General features: G+C 41.8%; 20 protein-coding genes and 4 pseudogenes. 22 read left to right on the top strand and 2 right to left on the bottom strand.

What is annotated here, in order from left to right; genetic code table 11:
• The 3 genes and pseudogenes from G602_RS32115 to G602_RS27130 form a co-directional block, all read left to right on the top strand.
• Window positions 1-179: pseudogene (locus G602_RS32115) on the top strand (IS5/IS1182 family transposase); the annotation flags it as partial.
• Between the two features lie 263 nt (window positions 180-442).
• A complete protein-coding gene (locus tag G602_RS0116470; RefSeq protein WP_026659956.1) occupies window positions 443-1,123 on the top strand; it encodes a vWA domain-containing protein in 681 nt (226 codons plus the stop codon).
• A gap of 151 nt (window positions 1,124-1,274) precedes the next feature.
• The gene (locus G602_RS27130; RefSeq protein WP_049945287.1) at window positions 1,275-2,246 is read left to right on the top strand and encodes a DUF5688 family protein; all 972 of its coding nucleotides are present in this window, start codon (window positions 1,275-1,277) and stop codon (window positions 2,244-2,246) included.
• Window positions 2,247-2,318: 72 nt separating this feature from the next.
• On the opposite strand, the gene G602_RS0116455 is transcribed toward G602_RS27130, so the two are convergent.
• Window positions 2,319-2,591, bottom strand: a complete 273-nt coding sequence (locus G602_RS0116455; protein ID WP_026513646.1) for a hypothetical protein — start codon at window positions 2,589-2,591, stop codon at window positions 2,319-2,321.
• A 4-nt stretch (window positions 2,592-2,595) separates the two neighbouring features.
• Window positions 2,596-2,976 (bottom strand): type II toxin-antitoxin system RelE/ParE family toxin, encoded by a 381-nt coding sequence (locus G602_RS0116450; RefSeq protein WP_026659954.1) that lies wholly within the window; start codon window positions 2,974-2,976, stop codon window positions 2,596-2,598.
• Window positions 2,977-3,053: 77 nt separating this feature from the next.
• On the opposite strand from G602_RS0116450, the gene G602_RS30630 reads away from it, so the two are divergent.
• The 19 genes and pseudogenes from G602_RS30630 to G602_RS0116355 all read left to right on the top strand — a co-directional run.
• A complete protein-coding gene (locus tag G602_RS30630; RefSeq protein ID WP_155829964.1) occupies window positions 3,054-3,218 on the top strand; it encodes a hypothetical protein in 165 nt (54 codons plus the stop codon).
• A 122-nt stretch (window positions 3,219-3,340) separates the two neighbouring features.
• On the top strand, window positions 3,341-3,682 hold the full coding sequence (locus G602_RS0116440; protein WP_026659953.1) for a hypothetical protein: 342 nt from the start codon (window positions 3,341-3,343) through the stop codon (window positions 3,680-3,682).
• A gap of 250 nt (window positions 3,683-3,932) precedes the next feature.
• Complete coding sequence (locus G602_RS0116430) at window positions 3,933-4,133, top strand: hypothetical protein (RefSeq protein WP_026659952.1); 201 nt, start codon at window positions 3,933-3,935, stop codon at window positions 4,131-4,133.
• A 34-nt stretch (window positions 4,134-4,167) separates the two neighbouring features.
• Window positions 4,168-4,899, top strand: coding sequence for a CpXC domain-containing protein (locus tag G602_RS0116425; protein WP_026659951.1), 732 nt, complete (start codon window positions 4,168-4,170; stop codon window positions 4,897-4,899).
• Between the two features lie 14 nt (window positions 4,900-4,913).
• A complete protein-coding gene (locus tag G602_RS27125; protein ID WP_155829962.1) occupies window positions 4,914-5,309 on the top strand; it encodes a hypothetical protein in 396 nt (131 codons plus the stop codon).
• Between the two features lie 17 nt (window positions 5,310-5,326).
• Entirely contained in the window at window positions 5,327-5,791 is a 465-nt protein-coding gene (locus G602_RS0116415; protein ID WP_026659950.1) for a DUF6398 domain-containing protein, read from the top strand.
• A gap of 7 nt (window positions 5,792-5,798) precedes the next feature.
• Window positions 5,799-5,993: pseudogene (locus G602_RS32110) on the top strand (EamA family transporter); the annotation flags it as partial.
• A gap of 61 nt (window positions 5,994-6,054) precedes the next feature.
• Window positions 6,055-6,432, top strand: a complete 378-nt coding sequence (gloA2, locus tag G602_RS0116410) for an SMU1112c/YaeR family gloxylase I-like metalloprotein (RefSeq protein WP_026659949.1) — start codon at window positions 6,055-6,057, stop codon at window positions 6,430-6,432.
• 99 nt (window positions 6,433-6,531) lie between these two features.
• Window positions 6,532-6,939 (top strand): iron chaperone, encoded by a 408-nt coding sequence (locus G602_RS0116405; protein ID WP_026659947.1) that lies wholly within the window; start codon window positions 6,532-6,534, stop codon window positions 6,937-6,939.
• A 102-nt stretch (window positions 6,940-7,041) separates the two neighbouring features.
• Complete coding sequence (locus G602_RS31935; RefSeq protein ID WP_026659946.1) at window positions 7,042-7,365, top strand: hypothetical protein; 324 nt, start codon at window positions 7,042-7,044, stop codon at window positions 7,363-7,365.
• Window positions 7,366-7,367: 2 nt separating this feature from the next.
• Window positions 7,368-7,763 (top strand): annotated as a pseudogene (locus G602_RS32105) ((deoxy)nucleoside triphosphate pyrophosphohydrolase); the annotation flags it as partial.
• Window positions 7,761-8,354 (top strand): class I SAM-dependent methyltransferase, encoded by a 594-nt coding sequence (locus G602_RS32100; RefSeq protein ID WP_026659945.1) that lies wholly within the window; start codon window positions 7,761-7,763, stop codon window positions 8,352-8,354. The pseudogene G602_RS32105 and the gene G602_RS32100, both read left to right, overlap by 3 nt.
• An 11-nt stretch (window positions 8,355-8,365) precedes the next feature.
• Window positions 8,366-10,642, top strand: a complete 2,277-nt coding sequence (gene recQ, locus G602_RS0116385) for a DNA helicase RecQ (RefSeq protein ID WP_026659944.1) — start codon at window positions 8,366-8,368, stop codon at window positions 10,640-10,642.
• 75 nt (window positions 10,643-10,717) lie between these two features.
• Complete coding sequence (locus G602_RS0116380) at window positions 10,718-11,101, top strand: VOC family protein (protein WP_022773459.1); 384 nt, start codon at window positions 10,718-10,720, stop codon at window positions 11,099-11,101.
• Between the two features lie 165 nt (window positions 11,102-11,266).
• Window positions 11,267-11,803 (top strand): PadR family transcriptional regulator, encoded by a 537-nt coding sequence (locus tag G602_RS0116375; RefSeq protein WP_026659943.1) that lies wholly within the window; start codon window positions 11,267-11,269, stop codon window positions 11,801-11,803.
• Window positions 11,800-12,282, top strand: a complete 483-nt coding sequence (locus tag G602_RS0116370; protein WP_026659941.1) for a flavodoxin family protein — start codon at window positions 11,800-11,802, stop codon at window positions 12,280-12,282. The genes G602_RS0116375 and G602_RS0116370 overlap by 4 nt, the downstream gene beginning before the upstream one ends.
• A gap of 98 nt (window positions 12,283-12,380) precedes the next feature.
• Entirely contained in the window at window positions 12,381-13,244 is an 864-nt protein-coding gene (locus G602_RS27115) for an ATP-binding cassette domain-containing protein (RefSeq protein WP_207638179.1), read from the top strand.
• Entirely contained in the window at window positions 13,238-13,663 is a 426-nt protein-coding gene (locus G602_RS0116360; RefSeq protein WP_026659940.1) for a hypothetical protein, read from the top strand. The genes G602_RS27115 and G602_RS0116360 overlap by 7 nt, the downstream gene beginning before the upstream one ends.
• Before the next feature lie 62 nt (window positions 13,664-13,725).
• A pseudogene (locus G602_RS0116355) lies at window positions 13,726-13,866 on the top strand (helix-turn-helix transcriptional regulator); the annotation flags it as partial.
• Window positions 13,867-13,962: the final 96 nt, after the last annotated feature.

The raw sequence follows: 13,962 nt of genomic DNA, 5'->3' as shown, positions 1-13,962 counted from the left end.
GTTCATTTGCAAATGTAAAAGAAGACATGAACTTCAGAAGATATTTGTATAAGGGGACGAAGAATGTTCTTGCACAAAGCGTGTTGCTTGCAATCGGATTCGATATCAATAAACTGCATCACAAGATCATGGCCGGCCGAACAGGAACTCATCTTTTTGAGCTAAAGAAAACGGCATAATTTTTGATCCTTAAAAATCAAACTCCTGTATCTGATCCGAAGATATCTTCGGACTATTAAGTTACTCTAAAAATATGAGATATGAGCAGAAAGCAGATATAAGTACCGATTTTTAGGCCTGAAAAAGGGCCATCGCCCAGATGATTTAATCATCTAATGCGACAGCCCCATTTTTGTTTGCCTTCATAGTAACATGACATTATCAGATGGAGCTCCGCTGCAGAGGAGTATAAACAAATGATCGTTACGATGGAGGTATCGAGATGAGTAAAGGTTATACAGAGATTGTTTATATACTGGACAGAAGCGGATCAATGGGCGGACTGGAGTTGGATACAATAGGCGGTTTCAATTCCATGATAAAAAAGCAGCGCGAGACCGGCGAAAAGGCATATGTATCAACGATCCTTTTTGATGATGTGACAGAGGTTCTTCACAACAGAGTGGATATCAGAGAGGTTAAGGACATTACTCCTGAAGAGTACTATGTTAGAGGATGCACAGCCCTTCTGGACGCAGTCGGCGGAGCTATCAAGCGCACAGTTAATGTTCACAGGCACGCTCCCAAGGATAAGAGACCTGAGAAGACTATTTTCGTGATAACTACTGATGGAATGGAGAATGCCAGCAGCAAATATTCATATGGTCAGATAAAGAAGATGATCCAGCATGAGCAGAAGAAGTATGGATGGCAGTTCATTTTCATAGGTGCGAATATCGATTCCTATGCTGAGGCACAGCGTTTTGGAATCAAGAAGAACAGGGCGGTCAACTATATGCATGATTCTGTAGGAACAGAGATGTTGTATGCCGGTGTATCTAAGGCTGTTTGCTCCGTCATGGTGGCTAATTCCTGCGATGAGGCTGACCAGGAGCTGGATTGCGGATACTGGGATGCGGATATCCGAGAGGATTATGCAAGAAGAAGCGGTCAGCGCAGATAAAGCTCCGATAGTAGATTCTAAGAGGTTTAATTTATGGGAGATATTACAGATGCTCATATCCATCTTCCTGGCGTCGATGATGGCGCCAGGGATATGAAAGTAAGATTTTTCTAGGAAATGTGGATGAAATGATAAATGGAGTGCAGCAATTATGACGGATATTAATGTGAGAAGAAATCCTAATAATATATGGCTTTCAGGAATCATGGGTGTTGTGGTAGGAGACGCACTTGGCTGCCCCGTGCAGTTTAGGAGCAGGGAAGAAGTTCAGACGGATCCTGTGACAACAATGATAGGACATGGAACTTATGACATGCCGGCAGGAACATGGACTGATGACAGCAGTATGACTTTGGATGATCTGGCTGTCACATATCATATCGCTATTGGTAAGGAAGAGAGTGGCAATATGTCTGCACCTATCACCAACAGGCTCATGGAGAGCTACGGGGTGGATGTAGAGCAGCTTCATAAGCTCGCCCTTGATAACATGGACACCCTTACACCGGCAACTTTCAAGAGCATGACGGAGACCATGGTGGATATGATGCTTCCCGATATGATGCGAAACGGCATGACGGAAGAACAGGCCAGAGATGCTATCGTCGGGATGCTCCCGCCTACACAGGATGAAATGATGTTCGTCCTTTCCAATGAGGACAAGCTCAATGGTGCTGCGGTTCTCCTTAATGATAAAGTCATGGACGATATCACCGAGAAGCTGGGGCAGGATTATTTCATCTTACCTTCGAGTGTGCATGAGGTGCTGATCGTGCCTAAGAATGATCAGATGGATCTTAAGACTCTTGAGAGCATGGTTCAGGATGTGAATGCCACACAGGTATCTCCGGAGGAAAGACTTTCCGATCATGTGTATGCTTATGATGCAAAGGAGCATGAGCTTTTCCGTGCTGACAAGGCAAAGGAGAGAGCTGCGGCAAAGGAAGCTGAGGCTTCAAAAGAAGCAACGGTTACAAAGACCGAAGCTAAGGAAGAAAAGAAGCAGGAACGTCCTTCCCTTAAGGAGAGACTTGCTCAGAAGAAAGATGTTGTTGCCAAGAATGAGGAAAACAGAGAACCTCGTCAAATGAATAAGGACAGAGGCGCACAGGCTTTGGCATAAAGCGTAAAGATTAATTACAGGTGAGTGAAAAATCCCCCGGATAGGCAGAGTGCTTATTCGGGGGAAGATATTTTATAGTTTTTCAAGACGCATTTTGTATCCAAGAGATCTGATTACTGACATAAAAGTGCTGTAGGTGATTTTTTCGGCGCTTTCATTGTTTCTAAGCTTTTGAATCACGGTAGGAGAGACAGAAGCCTTTTGTGCAAGTGTACGGACTGAGAGATTTTCTTCTTCCATTTTTTGTATGATAAACTCAGAGAGAAGGAAATCATCATATTCCTTGTCGAACAAAGCCTTCTGCTTGGGATCATCAGTTATAAATTCATCAAAAGTGGATTTCATTGCATTATTCCCCCTTTCCATTCTTATTCTTTTCATCAACTGCCTTTTTATACGCTGCCATGTTCTTTAGCGCAGTGGACTTTTCGTTTGGAGGCAGTTTATCTGATTTCTTATGGTATGCATTTGTGACGATAATCTTCTTTCCTGTGAAGAAAAAGCAAAGATATCTGTCCGGCTGAGGCTTAAAAGCGTATATATCATCGCCCTCATTCCGGAACTTGGTTTTATCGTAAATGGTACCAAAGTCGGCAAGTTTCTTTACAAGGATAAGAAACTTACGTTTCTGAACAGCAGACGCTTTCAAAAAGTACTCATAAGCCTGACTGATACCCTTGTCATCGAAATACCACTCGACTTTATAAAACTCACCTTCGTAATTAAACATGTATCTTTATTCATGGCTTAAGCGTATCACATTTGTGGTACACATGCAACTATAAAATAATAGAGGAGAAACAGGCTATGGCAAGAAAATATGATGAGATAAAATGGCTTGCACAAGCTACGGCGCAGGATTTATCAGCAGATACGGAAAAGTGGAAGGGATTCCTTACCACTGCCGGAAGGCTATACCGGTATCCGTTCATGGATCAGCTGCTTATCTATGCCCAGAGACCGGATGCTTGAGGAATAATCTGATTCTTTACGCAAACTGATTGTGTGCAGATATGCAGTCCGCTATAATAATAGCTGGTATTTACGAACGATAAAGATAAGGTAAACAGCTAAAGGGAGATAATCGCCAGGTAATGTTCGAAGAATACGTTGGAAAGCATTTGAAGAACAGGCATAAATATATCGGACTTAAATATGCGAAAGAGCATGGTTTCCCGGAACTGATATCATCAAGTGCGTATGGCATCTGTTTTAAAGACGAGTACAAGGTCGTCAAAGATCATGAGGAAAGAGTGTTTCTGGTCTTTCGTATCTATTATGACAGTAAGCCTGTATATGTGGACAAGAGGCTTGTTCCAGGCAGACCTGTCAAGACGATAACAGAGATTGAACTGTTTGGAGAAGGGTACACGGAAGCAGAATTGGAACTGGCAGAAAAAATTGCAAGAGGATACCTGGAACTGGCTGTGGAGTGACTTATAAAAGCTGCAAGATTATGTGAGGAGAATGGGATTGACTATGAGTGATGAGAATAAAAAAGTGTATGGCTATGTTTATTATATAAGGGCATATTCAACTTCGGAGAACCCGACATATGATGCAGGAACAATTGCTGTATGGTATGGATGAACAAAGGGGACACTTCTTGGGAATGATGGCTTTGAGCCATATAAATCAGAGGAGAGCGCCAAAAGAGGCAGATGCTCCTGGGAAAAGAGATTCGCGATGATTGACAACCCCGGGAACGGCTGGAAACATCAGGTTGGCGGAGTGCTTCCTGTAACCGAAGAAATGTATACGGAAATGGAAGAGCAATGCCAGCAGCATTTTGAAATAGCCAGCAAGAAAAGTGATCCCATGATGGAAAGGCTGCTTGAGAGCATCAAAAGAGAAGGCAGATGTATGAACTTCAAGGTGATTAAGTAAATTCTGAAGTCGATGAAAAACCTTAGGAGGGGTTATGGCTACACCAAATAAATTTCCAAAAACAATGACCAAACCGGCTGTATGTCCAAGATGCGGAATGGAATTTGATTATACCCTTTATCCTGAAATTCATATCCCAGGGGATAATAAACTCAGGAAGAGAATTCTTAACAGGGATCTCTATTTTCCAACATGCCCACATTGCGGAGAGCAATTTAAGCTAAAGCCCAACTGCATTTATCATGACGAAAACAGGAAAGAGATAATCATTGCAACTGAATCAAAAGAGACAGATTTTGAAGTCTTGCTGAAAGCTGGAACGGTCATGTTTGATGATATCGAGAACGATCAGGATGCGCTGGATTTTGTTAAAGGACTCTATAAACGCAGGGTGGTTCATGATATTGATGCGTTTAGGGAAAAGATTCTTCTATCAGACAATAACTACGATGATCGAATAATTGAACTCATGAAGCTGTCACTATCCGGGTTACTGGAACAGGATAATCACGCGCCTGTTTACAGGATCTTTCTGGAAGAAACATCAGGCAATATGCTTGAGTTTACTGCAATAATGGGCAGTCAGCCACCTTTTGAATATGTAACTGCCAAAACGCCGGCTAACGTCTATGTTCAGTTCAAGAATAAATATCTGAGCAGGCTTGGCAGACCAGAGGATGATGAGTATATATCTACAGACCAAAAATGGGCGAAGAAATCAGGGTTGTTAAAAGGTGAAGAACATGGCTTTATGGTTCCTATGTGATGAAAGGACAGCGTATGTCAAAAGCACGCCAGCAAAGGCTGAAGGAAGCAAGGAAGTGGTATGCTGAGCAGAAATTCACAGAGGACTCCCATATCGTAAAAGCATATCGAAAGAAGTTTAATGTAGACAGGACATGTGCCATGAAGGAGTTATGCCTGTTACATGTACTGAGTCCGGAGAAACAGGCTTCTTATGAAGCTCAGCTAAATGCAAAGAAAGAAAAACGACAGAGAAAAAAGCAGCAGGCGGAGTTCCAGCCCTTTGATCAGGATGAGTATTTCTATTTCATAGCAGGATATACATCCGGTGGAGCCCCATATGGAATCACATGGGAGCAGGCAAGGGAGGACGGTCTGCTTGACCTGTATGAAGAAAGAAACGATGAAGACTGGGATTTGCCCTTTGACTAAAGGGGCAGGAGATACTGATGGCAGAAAACAAGAAGGCAACCGGAATTCCGGAACCGCTTAAAGCAAAATATGAAAACATAGCAGGCATGATAGATGCCTTTTGCGAGGAACATCTGGACGGAGACTATCAGTACCTCTGCATTCATGCCCTTCAGAAGCTCTGCAGGAAAAAGGATTCTCACATGTATAAAGGCCGTGATAACACGTGGGCTGCCGGGATAGTATATGCCATAGCCCAGGTTACGGAACTTGTAGGTAATCAGAGGGATCTTCTCAGATGGCGTCCAAAGTATGAAATCTCAGCTGCCCAGGTAGCTGCAGCTTTTGGAGTTTCATCCGGAGCCATGCAGGGTAAAGCAAAAGAGATAAGAGAGGTGCTTAACATCACAAAGCAGCAGGAAGAATGGATGACTCCCGAGTGGCGCGATAATAAGTCCAGAAAAACATTTGAAGAATTCAGAAGATATTTAGGGATCAGATAGGAGCGGCAGTACGGGTGCTTCGTGGTTATGTTATTACAAAGCATTGCAGATGGGAGAAGCTTCCAAAGTAGTGCCTATAGACAAGCTCAGTGTGGTGATTACGCTGGTGCTTGCATTCGTGTTCCTGCATGAACAGTTTACAGTAAAATCAATCTTAGGATGTATCTTGATTGGAGTCGGAACATTGCTGATGGTAGTATAATATTTCAGGATAATCCAAAAAACTACAAATCGGTTTTTCTGGTTAAAACAGGAGGCGCCTCATGAAATTAAATCGCATTCATCATATTGCGGTGATTTGTTCCGACAAAGACACTGCTCTGAACTTTTACCATAATAAGCTTGGCTTTCGAATTCTGCGAGAGAACTATAGACCGGAACGGGATGATTGGAAGATTGACCTTAAGCTTGATGACAGCGAAATTGAACTTTTTATTATGAAGGATCATCCACTCCGTCCTTCTCCCGAAGCTTACGGATTGCGTCATCTTGCTTTCCGTGTAGATAGTGTAGATGAGACAGTCGCAGAATTGGAGTCTATGGGTATCACTTGTGAACCGATACGACGGGATTCTTTCACGGGTGAAAAAATGACGTTTTTCCGTGACCCGGACGGGCTTCCTTTGGAAATACATGAGTAAACTACTTGTGACAAATGAGATTGGTCTGGCTGAAGTGTTAGCAAGTTCTCCCGGAAAACAATGCAGAACGACAAATTCGAGATTTGAAGAGGTGAAGCCATGGCATGGAAATGTCCGAAATGCGGCAGAGAGTTCAGCAGACAAAACCAGGATCATTACTGTGTGAAACCGCAGAATATTGATGAATACATTGATGCCCAGGATGAGAAATATAAGCCCAGATTAATGGAGATCCGGGAGATCCTTCGTGATGCACTGCCGGACGCGGAGGAACGGATCTCCTGGTCGATGCCCACTTATTGGAAAGGTCGTAATATCATTCATTTCGCAGCATCAAAAAAACATCTGGGCATTTATCCCGGTGATGAGGCTACAGCTGTATTTACGGAGGAACTCTCCGATTATGACGTAAGCAAGGGCACGATACGGATCCCCTATGATCAGCCTTTACCGGAAGCACTGATCATAAGTATCGCAAAATGGTGCTTTGAGAACTATTCCAAATAAGGTGTAAAGATGGTATGAAGAACGCAATAGAGTTCCGTTGTATTCGGGAAAACGAACTCGGCCTTCTCAAAGACTTTTTATATGAAGCCATATAAAGTCAAAATGAAGTGTAAAGAAAATGTAGTTGGCGCATTGTATGCAGACCTTGGTGGGCTGTTTTATTCATTTTACAAGAAGGGCGAGTGGATCAGGATTAATCCAAGGATGTACGAGTTCGTTTGTAAGCACAAGGTGGCTATAGAGAAGCTTCTGCAATTTGTCAGAGAGTTTAAGAAGGATATCGCAGGTGCAGCTCCGTATACATATCTTGGAACTGCAAAATATGTGAGTCATTATGGAAGCAGGCCAATGAGTATCACATGGCACCTTGATAATCCGATACCTGCTAAATACATTAAGAAGACAAGCAAACTGGAAGTAGGATGATTATGAAAACTGTTAACGTAGTCGCAGCAATAATCTGTGACAATTACAATAGGAAAACAAAGATATTTGCTACTCAGCGCGGATATGGGGGTTATAAGGACGGCTGGGAATTCCCCGGGGGAAAGATTGAGGAAGGTGAAACACCTGAAGAAGCGCTTATAAGGGAGATTAGAGAAGAACTTGGTGCGGAGATTGAGGTTCATGATCTGATAGATGTCATCGATTATGATTATGAGACTTTTCACCTACATATGAATTGCTATTGGGTAACTGTTGAAGAAGGTAAACTTCAGCTTTTGGAGCAGGAGGCTGCTAAGTGGCTTGAGGTAAATGACCTTAGGAGTGTGGACTGGCTTCCCGCGGATTTGACGATTCTTCCAAAAATTTCTGCAGCCATGGTTGATAAGAATGTGGAGTATTATAACGAAAATGCTGATTCATTCTTTGCCGGAAGCGTTAACGCAGATATGTCATATGAGAGGAATAGATTCATTGCACTCCTTCCTGAGCATGGTCGTATTTTAGATGCGGGATGTGGAAGCGGACGAGATAGTAAGGCATTCCTGGAGGCAGGCTTTTCTGTAACAGCTTTTGATGCATCTAAGGAAATGCGGAAGAGGGCTTCTGAATATCTGGGGCAGGAAGTTCTGAATATGAGGTTTGAAGATACCGATTTTTATAATGAATTTGATGGAGTCTGGGCCTGCGCTTCGCTTCTACATGTGCCGGGGGATCAGCTACCGGAGACGATGAAGAAGCTGAATACTTCCCTTAAGAGTGGCGGTGTTATATATGCTTCTTTCAAATATGGCGATGGCACTAAGATGCGTGGAGATCGCAGATTTAGCGATCTTGATGAGAAAAGTATAGTTCCGTTGTTTGAGAATGCAGGATTTGAGATTGTTTACAATGAGGTTGGTACAGATAACAGACCCGGTAGAGAAGATGAGATGTGGGTCAATGCTATAGGTAAGAAGAAACTCATCTAAAAAGAGGCAATATGACAGAATTTGGAAATACTGCACTGGCAAATCTAAAGCAATACTTTGGTTATGATTCGTTTAAACCTGGCCAGGGCAAAATTATAAATACAATATTAGATGAGAAAAGGGATGTGCTGGCAATAATGCCGACCGGTGCAGGTAAGTCCATCTGCTATCAGATTCCGGCTATAATGCTGCCTGGGATCACGATTGTCATATCTCCGCTTATTTCACTTATGCAGGATCAGGTAAAATCTCTGAATACAGCGGGAATACATGCTGCTTATATCAATTCATCCCTCTCTGATTCTCAGATAACAAAGGCACTCGAAATGGCCAAGGCGGGAACATACAAGATTATTTATGTTGCTCCTGAACGTCTGGATAACTGGGAGTTTACTTCTTTTGCGGACAGTGCTGATATTTCAATGGTAACAGTTGATGAGGCACACTGTATATCCCAGTGGGGACAGGATTTTAGACCGAGCTATCTGAACATAGTGAAATTTGTAGAGAGGCTTTCAAAACGACCCATTGTCAGTGCATTTACTGCAACTGCTACGGAAGAGGTTAAACGTGACATTGAATGTGTATTAAAACTCCGTGATCCCGGTGTTTTTGTTACAGGGTTTGACAGAGAGAATCTGTATTTTTCTGTTGAGCATATAAAGAATAAGGATGACTATATAAGAAAATATGTCAAAGATCATAGTAACGAGAGCGGAATAATTTACTGTGCAACCAGGAAGAATGTTGATGCGGTTTTTGAAATGCTGACTCTTGACGGTGTTCCTGTTGCCAGGTATCATGCCGGTCTTGATAATGAATACAGAAAAGACAGTCAGAATGATTTTATATTTGATCGGAAACCAGTTATAGTTGCAACCAATGCTTTTGGCATGGGTATAGATAAATCTAATGTCCGGTACGTAATTCACTACAATATGTCTCAGAGCATGGAGAACTACTACCAGGAAGCAGGAAGAGCTGGACGCGATGGTGAGAATTCACAGTGCATTCTGCTGTTTTCGGCCCAGGATATTATGATCAATAAGTTCCTTCTGGAAAAAAAGGATTTCAACGAGGTGGATCCTGAGGATGAAGATCTCATCAGACAGCGGGATATTAAGCGCCTTAAGGTAATGGAAGGCTACTGTAGGACAACCGGGTGTCTGAGGAATTATATACTTGAATACTTTGGCGAAGAAGTAAGCGCTCCATGCGATAACTGCGGGAACTGCCATCGTGAATATAAAGAGATTGATATGACTGATGCTGCTAAACAGGTCATCAACTGTGTATATGAGACCAAAGGCAGATACGGGATGAATATTGTTCTTGGTACGCTTGTGGGTGCAAACAGAGCAAGGCTTCGTGAGCTTGGAACTGATAACTATAAGACATATGGTGCCCTTAAAGATCACAGTGAAGCAGATATACGTCTTTTAATGAATCAGATGATCATGGACGGATATATAATTCAGACTGATGATAGATACAGTGTGGTGAAACTTGGGAATATAGCAGCATTGAAGGAACCAGATGCGAAAGTGCTACTTCGGACTTATGAAGAAAAAGAAGTCAGTGCCAGGGCAGGAAAATCCAAGACGAGAAGTACGGATTCACTTACCAAAGCAGGATATGAACTGTTTGAGGCACTCAGGTTACTCAGGATGGAAATTGCAAGAAGGGAAGGAATGCCTCCTTATATTGTTTTCAGTGACAAGACTCTGATTGATATGTGCGCCAAACTTCCTTCAAACGAGCAGGAAATGCTAGGAGTTTCCGGAGTTGGTACCAATAAATTTGATAAATATGGCAAGGAATTCCTGGAAAAAATAGCTGAGTTCATGAGTGTAAATCCGGATGCTGTTATCAGCATGCCAGTCTCTGGTGATAAGGACGATAATGAGTCCTCGTATAGCAGAGGTACTACAAAGAAGAAAAAAGTCGATTTTTATCTCCCGAAGGAAGATATGGAGAAGTTTGAATATAAAGACCTCTATTACATAACTGAGATCAAGGATGAGTTGAACCGTATATGCTCAGCTGATAATGTAAAGAAGATAGTGGGGACAAGAATCTGGGAAGTACTGGAAGAGAAAGGTCTGATAGGAGAGAAGTTTGTTGGTGGTATTCACCAAAAGTATCCTACAGCAGAAGGCAAGGAACTGGGAATTGTCTCCGTTGACAAGGAGAGTGTGAAGGGCAATCATTACACTGTTTTGATGTATCCGCCTTCAGTACAGAAAATGATTGTTGAATACTACGCTAATATCCATAACGAAGGCTGATCAAGAATATATGGAATATATTGAGATTTTTACAAGAGAAAGAAACCAACAAATATAAATTCGGGAGAGTGATTAATGAAAATAGAGCATGTAGCCCTGTATGTAAATGAGCTAGAAGAAGCCAGAGAATTCTTTATTAAATATTTAGATGGTAGTTCTAATGCCGGTTATCACAATAAGAATACAGGATTTAGATCGTACTTTATCAGCTTTGGGGATGGTTCAAGGCTGGAAATAATGAATAAACCTGGACTTGTAGATATGGAAAAGAACTTGAATCGTACAGGTTATGCTCATGTTGCTTTTAGCGCTGGTAGCACAGAGAAAGTTGATGAGCTAACGACAAGGTTAAAAAAGGACGGTTTTGAGGTTGTAAGTGGACCGCGTACGACTGGTGATAATTATTACGAAAGTTGCATAGTTGTAATCGAAGGCAATCAGATAGAGATAACGGAGTAGAATCAGAGTTTGCAAGGGGCAACGGAAGGAATGTCCAATGGGGCTTGACGTCGCACATATGGCAAAGGAAGGCAGCAATTCAAAGTGCACCGAGTGCATATTGTGCGGAGCTTGTGTTGATGAATGTCCGAAAAAAGTTCTAAAATACTGTTGGAGGTGGAAATAATGGCCAAAGACAGAAAGATAGACATGGTGATTCTGGGCTTGTTATCCCATGATGATATGACCGGATATGATATAAAAAAACAGATCGACGGAAGTATAAGGTTCTTCTGGAAGGGAAGCTTTGGCAGCATTTATCCCGCTCTTGCGGAACTGGAAAAACAGGGCAGCGTAAGGCGCCTTAAGGGTAATGACAGTGGCGGCCGGGAGAAGATCATTTACAGCATTACCGGTCAGGGAAAAGAGATACTCAGAGCATGGGTAAGAGACGAGAAGGCAAGCAACGATCTTAAATATGAGACTTTGATGAAACTGTTTTTCGGAGGGGTTGAAAGTAAAGAGACAGCACTTAGGAATATAGAAGTCTTTGAAGAACAGATAAAGGCTGACCTTAAGGTATTACAGGTATATAAGGCTAATATTGAAAAAGCACTTGATGAAGAAGATCATGTTTATTTCTATCTTACGATACTGTTTGGAATAGAAACCTATGAGGCATATTTGAAATGGTGCAACAAAGCAAGAAAGGTTCTGGCATGAAAAGGATTATAATTTATTTCTCATTAGAAGGTAACACAGAGTATATAGCAGATGAACTGGCAAAGGTACTTCCAGCAGATAAATTAAAACTTGTTCCAAAGAAAGCGTATTCTACCAGTGGATTCTCAAAGTTTTTCTGGGGCGGGAAGAGTGCTGTTATGGCAGAAAAGCCCGAGCTTGAGGCATACGATCTGGACGTGTCAGCTTATGATGAGATTATTTTTGGATTTCCTGTTTGGGCAGGAACGTTCACGCCTCCGCTTCGGACGTTTATTTTGGAGAATAAAGAGAACTTGAAAAATAAGACTATAGCTGCATTTGCCTGCCAAAGCGGTTCCGGGGCAGAGAGAGCTTTTTCTAAGCTAAAGGACTGCATTGGAATCACCAGCTTTGCCGCGACTGCGATTTTCATTGATCCGAAAGATAAACCTTCAGAAGATAATACGCATAGACTCAGCGAGTTTTGTCAGATGCTATAGCAGAGTTTTAAGTAGTGTAAAACAGACCTATATCCGTGTAAAGGTAGGTCTGTTTTTTGTTTTAAGATAATATGAAATCAGGAGAAATAAAGAGGAGAATGATGATAAAAACAGAAAGAATAATGATATATCCTGCTAGTAGAGAGCAGATGGAAAAAATAATCCTAGCGGAAAAGGATGATGAGCTTAAGAAGGCATATGGTGAAATGACTGTTTTCGCAGAGAAAGGAAGGAACAAAATGAGAAGTTATCTGGAAACAAAAAATCTGACTAAACAATACGGTTCCTTTGAGGCTGTTAAGGATATGAATATTCACATTGACAGAGGTGAGATTTACGGTCTCATTGGTCCCAACGGAGCAGGAAAAACAACACTTATGAGGATGTTGGTCGGATTCGCAACTCCGACCAGTGGAGAGATTGAAGTTGCTGCAGGCGATAATTACCTTACAAAGGTCGGATGTCTTATTGAGAGTCCGGGAATATACGGGTATCTCAATGCTTTTGACAACATGAAACTTAGAGCAATTTCAATGGGATTACATGACCAGAAAGAGATACTGGACATTCTTGATTTTGTAGGATTGTCAAGAGAACCCAAAAAGAAGGCAGGAAAGTTTTCCCTGGGCATGAAGCAGAGGCTTGGAATTGGCATGGCTCTACTGGGAAGCCCTGAGTTTCTCATACTGGATGAACCCATTAATGGACTTGACCCCCAGGGAATAATCGAGATGAGAGAGCTTATAAAGAGGCTTAATGAAGAAAAGAACATGACGATTATGATATCAAGCCATATACTTGGAGAACTTCAGAAGGTTGCGACGGTATTTGGCATCATTTCAGAAGGAAAGCTTGTAACAGAGGTAACTGCTGAGGAGTTAAAGAACAGCTATATTGGCGAGGCTGATTCTCTCGAAGAATTCTATTTGGATATTATCAGGAAAGGACAGAAGGCATGCTAAATAGAAAGAAAGAGATATTAATAGCAATTATTGCTATTATCATGATGATAATAATCGGACAGAGTTATATAATTCATAATCAGGCCAGGTTTGATGGGGACAGGGTTTGCTCAAAGAACCCAAATAGATTTTACCTGAACTTCAATTTGATGAATAAAGATGACTCGGAGACCATGGCACTCAATGAAGGAGAAACACTGCATGTTTCCTGGCAGATCGATGGAGGAAAAGCAGATATAGTGATCACTATGGCGGATGAAATTTCGATTTATCGCGCAGATAAATGTGTCAAGGGTGAGAATGCAGATTTTGAATTAACAGTTCCTAAAACGGGAGAATACACTACCACTATTTCTGCATCTCATGCCAAAGGATGGTTGGAAGTCAAAGCAGAAAATTCCGAAAGCGGAATTTTTTAATAAAGAACATGACATACAGTTGTCCTGTTCGGTTTGATAAGATATGCGAAAAGGGTGATCAAATGAAGATAGACAGACTGATAGGAATATTATCTATACTGCTGCAGAAGGAGATAACAACGGCTCCGGAGCTCGCTGATCATTTCGAAGTATCCAGAAGGACGATAAACAGGGATATTGAAGCTCTTTGTAAAGCGGGTATACTGTTGTCCGGCACATTAAATGAGTCCTCAATCTTCACTTTAAATGAGGCTGCATAGGGTGTCAGACAAAGGGTACAGTTAGATTGTTTGACACCT

The sequence above is a fragment of the Butyrivibrio sp. AC2005 genome (assembly GCF_000424145.1).
Lineage (GTDB): Bacteria > Bacillota > Clostridia > Lachnospirales > Lachnospiraceae > Butyrivibrio.
This window is presented reverse-complemented; position numbering and strand designations above follow the sequence as displayed.